A 7,430-nucleotide genomic window follows, 5' to 3' on the forward strand; every position below is an offset into this window, starting at 1 on the left:
CGGTGCCGACCGCGAGTGCGTTCGCTGTGGGCGGTCCGGTCAGCCGCCGTTCCGGAGGGCCGGCTCGGCCGTCGTGGATTGGCGGCGTGGGCGGAACGCGATCCCCGCGACGAGGAGCAGCGTCACCGGCAAGCTGAGAAGCCACAGCGCGACACCGGGGGCGATCCAGCCCGCCTCGCGAGCCATGTCCACGAGTGCCCCGGACAGAATGGCGCCGCCGAAGGTGAAGCAGAACGAGATCGCCGAACGCCGGGACGGCCAAGCCGCGGGGGTGCCCTTCAGGACGACGGGCGCGCCGGTGAGTAACGCCAGCACCCCGCCCCCGATGACGTACGCGGCGAGCGCCAGCGCCAAGATGTCGATGATCACGCTGGCGAACCTAGTGGCCGGCGCGGCCGAAGCGGACCGGCCTTGCAGGTGATGAGCTCCGGCCGGTTGTGCAAAGGTTGCGGGACCGCCGATGAGAGTGACCACTACCCGGGGTCGGCGACTTCCGGCGGGTGCCTCGGGTGGCGGTACGCTCGGCGGCCATGAGCACAGTCAGCACCCGATTCCGTGACCCCATGGTGCGGCTGCGGCGTTTCGGAGACGACATCCTCGTCTGCTGCCCGGCCTGTTCCGGCCGCGCATCGATCCGGCCCGCCCCCTCCGCCGATAATCCCCGCGCGGCCGGGCTGCATCGCAGGCTCACCTGTTCCGGCTGCGGACACGTCGCCCACTGGAGCGCGCCGCAGCACGGTAACGGCCGTTCACTACCGCACCTGTCCGGACCTGAAGACCCCTACTTCGGGCTTCCCCTCTGGCTGCGCACCGACTTCCGCGGGCACGTCTTCTGGGCCTACAACGCCGACCATCTCACCCTGCTGGAGCAGTACCTGACCGCTGATCTTCGCGAGCGCGGTTCGGCCTTCTCATGCTGCGACATGAGCCTGCTCGAACAGCTTCCCGCCTGGATGAAAGCGGCCAAGCACCGCGGTGACCTACTGCGCGCCGTCCATCGTCTGCGGGCCCGCCTGTCCTGAACTCAGCGAGAAGGCCTGCGCAGGTGTCACGCGGGCGGGGCGGTGCTCGTCCCGACCAGGATCGCGCGGCCCAGCGTGTGCGGAATCATCACGATCTGCAGCATCGCCGGGGAGGCGCCCGGCGGCAGGTCGAGGTGTTCCACGCTCAGCGCGGTCGCGCACACGAACAGCCGGTGGACGCCGGTTCCGGGTGGCGGCTTCACGCCCGACCACGCGGCGACGCCGAGCGAGTTCGGCAGGGCGGGCAGCACGGCCCCGGCGCCGTGTTCGAGGCCGCCGCGACCGGCCGGGATGTCGACGGCCGCCCAGTGCCACAGCCCGCCCGGGATCGGCGCGTCAGCGTCAAAAGCGGTCACGACCACGCTGCGCGTCCCTTGCGGCAGCGCGCTCCAGGTCAGCTCCGGCGATTCCCCAGGGCCGTCGTCGCCGGCGTACGCGGTGAGCGGCAGCGCCCCGCCCGCGGCGAATTCGCGGCTGCTCAGGGTGAACGCCGGTGCCGGGAACGCCAGGGCGTAGGGGTCGTAGGACACGATCACTCCTCGAGGATATGCAGTCTTGCTGTACATCTCTAACGTACAGGCATGCTGTACTTTTCTGTCAAGGGGCGAGAAGCAAGAGGCGAACCGGAGGGACAGCATGGCGACGCACGACGACGATCTGGCGGAGGAGTTACGGGCGGCGGTCGGCGAGTTCGTGCGCCGCGTCCGCGACCTCAGCACCATGCCCGCGGGTCAGGCCGCCGTGCTGGGACATCTGGTACGCCGCGGCCCCCTCGCCATCGCCGACCTGGCCCGCCTCGAGGACGTCCGGCACCAGTCCATGACCCGCACCGTCGGACTGCTCGCCGACCAGCATCTGATCACCCTCGGCGCCGCCGAGGACGACCGCCGCCGCGTCGTCGTCACCATCACCGACAGCGGCCTGGCCCGCCTGCACGAGCAGCGGCAGGCCCGCGCCGCCTGGATCGCGACCGCGATGGAGACCCTCGGCCCGGACGACCGCACGACCGCCGCCCGCATCCCCGCGATCCTCAGGGCCCTGACGGCGAACTGACCCGCCGGGTGTCGCCTTCGGCATAGACCGCACCCGCTGCCGGGGTGAGGCTGGCGCCATGCCACGACGCATCATCTCCACTCCGGACGCGCCGGAGTTCCCCAGCTACAGCCAGGGCACCCGCGCCGGCAACACGGTCTACGTCGCCGGGACCGTCGGCGTCGACGTCCGCACCGGGCAGCTCGCCGGGCCGGGCATCCACGACCAGACCCGGCAGGCGCTGCACAACTGCGCGGCGATCCTCCGCGCGGGCGGCGCCACCCTCGACGACATCACCATGGTCCACACCCTGCTGCTGCGCTCCGAGGACGCCGACGGCGTGGTCGAGGTGTTCGACGAGTTCTTCCCGGACGTCCGGCCGCCCCGCTGTGTCAGCCGGCTCGGCGTCGACCGCCCGGGAATCCTGGTGTCCGTCGCGATGGTCGCCGTCGTCGACGACTGACCGGATCAGATCAGCGCTGTCCCCACTGTTCCCTGCTGATCTCGTACCGCAGACCGCCCTGCTCGGCGCCCTCGACCATCAGCATGTCGGGTGGGGTCTCCAGGGCGCACGCCACCGTCATCCCGGCCTTCTCCAGCACCTTCTGCGAGGTCACGTTCGAACACATCGTCTCGCCCCAGGCCAGGCGCACGCCGAGCTCGGTGAACCCCTTGGCCAGCAGGGCCCGCGAGCCCTCGGTCGCGTACCCGTTGCCCCACGCCGCCTGCCGCAGCCGGTACCCGAGCTCGACCTCGTCCAGCGGCCCGTCCCAGTCGGGGCGCAGGTGGAACCAGCCGATGAAGGCCCCCTGCCCTTTCTCGTACGCCGCGAACAGCCCGAAGTCGCCGTTCCACTTCTCGTAGCAGGCGAGGATGTTCCGCAGGCCGCGCTCCCGGTAGTGGTCCGGCGGCGTCGGCTCACCCCCGGTCAGGTAGCGCATGACCGCCGGATCACTGTCCAGCTCGGTCAGCAGGTCCGCGTCGTCGGCGGTGAAGTGGCGCAGCGTCAGGCGATCGGTCTCAAGGTAGGCGTTCACGGGCGCATCCTGACCGACCCCGGCCGAAATGACCAACGCTTATCACGCCCGGACACGTTTCGTGGTCAGGGTGCGAAGCCCATCCGCGTGGTGATTATGGGCGCGCTGGACGCCCCAAATCACCACACCGTTGTGGGGTGTGGTGAATACGGGCGCGCTGCCCACCCCAAATCACCACACCCCTGGTGGGCGTGGTGAATTCGGGCGTGCTGGACGCCCCAAATCACCACGCTGTTGTGGGTGTGGTGAATTCGGGCGTGTTGAGCGCCCGAAATCACCACGGCGACAGACCCACTGCGATTAGGTGTCTAAACGGTCTGGCGGCCGGTCAGCAGGTTCAGGACGCCGGTGACCGAGAACGAGCGGCGCACGATGCCGCGCACCCGGACCACCCGGAAGGCCACCCCCCGCGCCTCCGCCTCCTCCTGCACCGTCAGCAGCACGTCGATGCCGCTCGAGTCGCAGAACGTCAGGGCGTCCAGGTCGATCAGCAGTTTCTGCGGCGACGGGTCCGCGGACAGCACCTCGCCGGCCGCCTCCGTCACCAGGTCGGTGGTCGCCAGGTCCAGCTCGCCACGCAGCGCCAGCCGCACCGCCGGGCCGTCGTCGAGACGCACGATCTTCACCACGCACCTCCACGGGCGCTCGCCGCGTCCCGGACCGTCGCGCCGGGACACGGGAGGAGCTCCACGCGTACCTTCTTGCCACCTTGATGGTTGTGCACCGACCACCCGGCGCTCATCGCCTCGATGAGCGCGATCCCCCGCCCGCCGAGCCCGTCCGGGTCGCGGCGGCGCGGCACGACCGACGAACCGTCGGCGACCGAGACCACCACCACACCGTCGTGCGACTCGACGTTCAGCGCCACACAACCGCCGCCGTGCAGGACCGCGTTGGTGACCAGCTCGCTGACCACCACGGCGGCGGAGTCCAGCCAGTCCGGGTCCTGAAAACCCCACCCGGCCAGCACTGCGGAGACAGCCCTGCGAGCCGCGGCGGGTGCGCCACGGTCCAGAGGGACGTCCAGATGTGCGGTCAATGTGCTCATACAAACCCCGGGGATTCGTGGATGTGCGGCGCCATCATGCCCCGGCCGGGTGATCTTCAAACCCGGCGGGGTCCCACCGCCACGGGACTTCCGGCCCTGACCGGTCACGCGCGGGCAGATCAAGGTAGAGGTAAGCACCGAACAGGGAGGCAAGCTAATGGATGCGTGGCGCGGGTTCACCGGCACGACGTGGCGCACCGGGATCGACGTGGCCGGGTTCATCCGGGACAACGTGCGGCCGTACGACGGTGACGCCACGTTCCTGGCGGGGCCGACCGAGCGCACGAGCCGCGTCTGGGGACAGCTGACCGCGATGTTCCCGGCGGAGCGCGAGAACGGCATCTACGACGTGGACGCCACCACCCCCTCGACGATCACGGCGCACGCCCCCGGGTACATCGACAGGGACGCCGAGGTGATCGTCGGCCTGCAGACCGACGCGCCGCTGCGCCGGGCGATCATGCCGGCCGGCGGTCTGCGGATGGTCGAGAACGGTCTGAAGGCGTACGGGCGGGAGATCGACCCGACCGTCAAGAAGATCTTCTCGACCTACCGGAAGACGCACAACGAAGGGGTGTTCGACGCGTACCCGGCCGACGTGCTGGCCGCCCGCCGCTCGCACATCATCACCGGGCTGCCGGACGCGTACGGCCGGGGCCGGATCATCGGCGACTACCGGCGGGTCGCGCTCTACGGTGTGGACCGTCTGATCGAGGAACGCCGCCAGATCAAGACGTCGCTGGACGCCCGCCTCTCCGCCGCCGACGTGATCCGCGACCGCGAGGAGCTGGGCGAGCAGATCCGGGCGCTCGGTGAGCTCAAGACGATGGCCGCCTCCTACGGGTTCGACGTCTCCGGCCCGGCGACCACCGCGCAGGAGGCCATCCAGTGGCTGTACTTCGCGTACCTGGCCGCGACCAAGGAGCAGAACGGCGCGGCGATGTCGCTGGGACGCACCTCCACGTTCGTCGACGTCTACCTCGAGCGGGACATCACGAACGGCCTGCTCTCCGAGGCGGAGGCCCAGGAGCTGATCGACGACTTCGTCATCAAGCTCCGGATCATCCGCTTCCTGCGTACCCCGGAATATGATGAATTGTTCTCCGGGGACCCGACCTGGGTGACCGAGTCGATCGGTGGGGTCGGCGCGGACGGGCGTCCCCTGGTGACGCGGACCAGCTTCCGTTACCTGCAGACCCTGTACAACCTGGGGCCCGCGCCGGAACCGAACCTGACCGTGCTGTGGTCGGCGAAGCTGCCCGAGGGATTCAAGGAGTTCTGCGCCCAGGTGTCCATCGACACCAGCAGCATCCAGTACGAGAGCGACGACCTGCTCCGGCCGTACCTCAGCGACGACGCGGCCATCGCCTGCTGCGTGTCCGGGATGCGCGTCGGCAAGGACATGCAGTTCTTCGGTGCGCGGGCCAACGTCGCCAAGGCTCTGCTGTACGCGATCAACGGCGGCCGTGACGAGATCAGCGGTGCCCAGGTGGCTCCGGCGTCGTCGTCCCTGCCCGACGTCCTCGACTACGACGAGGTGTTCGCGGCGTACGACAGGACACTCGACTGGCTCGCCGAGACATATGTTGATGCACTCAACGTCATCCACTACATGCACGACAAGTATGCATACGAACGTGTCGAGATGGCCCTGCACGACTTCCCGGTGCACCGGTTCATGGCCACCGGTATCGCCGGCCTCTCGGTCGCGGTGGACAGCCTGTCGGCCATCAAGCACGCCCAGGTCAAGGTGGTCCGCGACGACCGGGGGCTGGCCGTCGACTACGAGGTGGACGGCGAGTTCCCCACCTTCGGCAACAACGACGACCGGGTGGACGCCATCGCCGTGGACCTGGTCAGCCGGTTCATGGAGAAGATCCGCCGGCAGCCGATGTACCGGGGTGCCGAACCCAGCCTGTCCGTCCTGACGATCACGTCGAACGTCGTCTACGGCAAGCACACCGGCAACACGCCCGACGGCCGCCGCGCCGGCGAGCCGTTCGCGCCGGGCGCCAACCCGATGAACGGCCGCGACAAGCACGGCATGGTCGCCGCCGCACTGTCGGTCGCCAAGCTGCCCTACCGCAGCGCCCGCGACGGCATCTCGCTGACGATCACCACCACCCCGGACGGCCTCGGCCGGCCCGAGGAGCGGGCGGCGAACCTGTCCGGTGTCCTCGACGGCTACACCGAGGGCGGCGGCTTCCACATGAACGTCAACGTGCTCGACCGGGCCACCCTCGAGGACGCGATGGAACACCCGGAGAACTACCCGCAGTTGACCATCCGGGTCTCCGGTTACGCCGTCAACTTCGTCCGGCTCACCCGCGAACAGCAGCGCGACGTCATCTCCCGTACCTTCCACGGGTCTCTGTAGGAATCTGACCATGACAGTCATCGGCCGTGTGCACTCGTTCGACGTCTCGACCGGCGTCGACGGCCCGGGAACGCGCTTCGTCGCCTTCCTGGCCGGGTGCCCGCTGCGCTGCCAGTACTGCCACTCCCCGGACACCTGGTTCCGGCGCAGCGGACGGCCGATGACGGACGACGAACTCATGACCGAGATTGGTCACTACGAACGATTCCTCAAGGTCGCGCACGGCGGTGTCACCCTCAGCGGCGGTGAAGCCCTTCAACAACCGGATTTCGTACGCGAGATCTTCACCCGTTGCCGCGAAAAAGGCATCCACACCGCCCTCGACACGAGCGGCTTCCTCGGCGACAAGGCCGACGACGCCCTGCTCGACGTGACCGACCTGGTGCTCCTGGACATCAAGGCCGGCGACGAGGACACATACGCCCGGGTGACCCGCACCGGCCGCCTCGAACCCACGCTCCGCTTCGCCGACCGGCTGGCCGCCCGCGGCACGAAGATCTGGATCCGCTTCGTCCTGGTCCCCGGCCTGACCGACTCCGTGAAGAACGTCGAGCTGGTAGCCGAACACGCCGCGTCCATCCCCACCGTCGAACGGGTGGAGGTCCTCCCCTTCCACCGCCTGGGCGCCGCCAAGTACCAGGCCCTCAACGAGCCGTTCCCCCTGGCCGAGACGCCCGCCCCCACCCCGGAGTTGCTGGAGCGGGTGCGGGCCCAGTTCCGCGCCCACGGCCTGACCGTCTTCTGACCCGCCGCCTCAGTCCCGCCCTTACGTCCCGCCTTTACGACACGCACTTACGTCCTGCTGTTACGTCCCGCCGTTACGTCCCGTCCCCACAGACTCAGCCGTGGCTCACGGCCATCCGCCCCTTCCCACCGTGAGCCACGGCTGCCCTTCCTCCCGCCCACGCCGGATA

Annotated in this window: 10 protein-coding genes; 5 read left to right on the forward strand and 5 right to left on the reverse strand. The window is 69.4% G+C overall.

The genetic code is table 11. The features are described 5' to 3' along the window. Nucleotides 1-39: 39 nt before the first annotated feature. Complete coding sequence (locus tag WH85_RS45455) at nucleotides 40-369, reverse strand: hypothetical protein (protein ID WP_045748447.1); 330 nt, start codon at nucleotides 367-369, stop codon at nucleotides 40-42. Nucleotides 370-530: 161 nt separating this feature from the next. On the opposite strand from WH85_RS45455, the gene WH85_RS45460 reads away from it, so the two are divergent. Beyond that, nucleotides 531-1,022: a hypothetical protein gene (locus WH85_RS45460; protein WP_045748448.1), complete on the forward strand. Its 492-nt coding sequence runs from the start codon at nucleotides 531-533 to the stop codon at nucleotides 1,020-1,022. Nucleotides 1,023-1,048: 26 nt separating this feature from the next. Here the strand turns inward: WH85_RS45460 and WH85_RS45465 are convergent, their stop codons facing one another. Then, nucleotides 1,049-1,552 carry a YbhB/YbcL family Raf kinase inhibitor-like protein gene (locus WH85_RS45465; protein ID WP_211275656.1) on the reverse strand — a complete coding sequence of 168 codons (504 nt, stop codon included), beginning with the start codon at nucleotides 1,550-1,552 and terminating at the stop codon, nucleotides 1,049-1,051. Between the two features lie 106 nt (nucleotides 1,553-1,658). On the opposite strand from WH85_RS45465, the gene WH85_RS45470 reads away from it, so the two are divergent. Continuing rightward, nucleotides 1,659-2,075, forward strand: coding sequence for a MarR family winged helix-turn-helix transcriptional regulator (locus WH85_RS45470; RefSeq protein ID WP_045748450.1), 417 nt, complete (start codon nucleotides 1,659-1,661; stop codon nucleotides 2,073-2,075). Between the two features lie 58 nt (nucleotides 2,076-2,133). Then, entirely contained in the window at nucleotides 2,134-2,517 is a 384-nt protein-coding gene (locus WH85_RS45475; protein WP_045748451.1) for a RidA family protein, read from the forward strand. Nucleotides 2,518-2,527: 10 nt separating this feature from the next. Here the strand turns inward: WH85_RS45475 and WH85_RS45480 are convergent, their stop codons facing one another. The 3 genes from WH85_RS45480 to WH85_RS45490 form a co-directional block, all read right to left on the reverse strand. Then, nucleotides 2,528-3,091 carry a GNAT family N-acetyltransferase gene (locus WH85_RS45480; RefSeq protein ID WP_045748452.1) on the reverse strand — a complete coding sequence of 188 codons (564 nt, stop codon included), beginning with the start codon at nucleotides 3,089-3,091 and terminating at the stop codon, nucleotides 2,528-2,530. 308 nt (nucleotides 3,092-3,399) lie between these two features. Beyond that, nucleotides 3,400-3,717 carry an STAS domain-containing protein gene (locus WH85_RS48010; RefSeq protein WP_169792579.1) on the reverse strand — a complete coding sequence of 106 codons (318 nt, stop codon included), beginning with the start codon at nucleotides 3,715-3,717 and terminating at the stop codon, nucleotides 3,400-3,402. Then, a complete protein-coding gene (locus tag WH85_RS45490) occupies nucleotides 3,714-4,139 on the reverse strand; it encodes an ATP-binding protein (RefSeq protein WP_045748453.1) in 426 nt (141 codons plus the stop codon). The genes WH85_RS48010 and WH85_RS45490 overlap by 4 nt, the downstream gene beginning before the upstream one ends. Before the next feature lie 157 nt (nucleotides 4,140-4,296). On the opposite strand from WH85_RS45490, the gene pflB reads away from it, so the two are divergent. Continuing rightward, nucleotides 4,297-6,516: a formate C-acetyltransferase gene (gene pflB, locus WH85_RS45495; RefSeq protein ID WP_045748454.1), complete on the forward strand. Its 2,220-nt coding sequence runs from the start codon at nucleotides 4,297-4,299 to the stop codon at nucleotides 6,514-6,516. Nucleotides 6,517-6,526: 10 nt separating this feature from the next. Further along, on the forward strand, nucleotides 6,527-7,261 hold the full coding sequence (gene pflA / locus WH85_RS45500) for a pyruvate formate-lyase-activating protein (RefSeq protein WP_045748455.1): 735 nt from the start codon (nucleotides 6,527-6,529) through the stop codon (nucleotides 7,259-7,261). Nucleotides 7,262-7,430 lie beyond the last annotated feature (169 nt).

This window comes from Actinoplanes rectilineatus (assembly GCF_000962825.1).
Taxonomy (GTDB): Bacteria; Actinomycetota; Actinomycetes; order Mycobacteriales; family Micromonosporaceae; genus Actinoplanes; species Actinoplanes rectilineatus.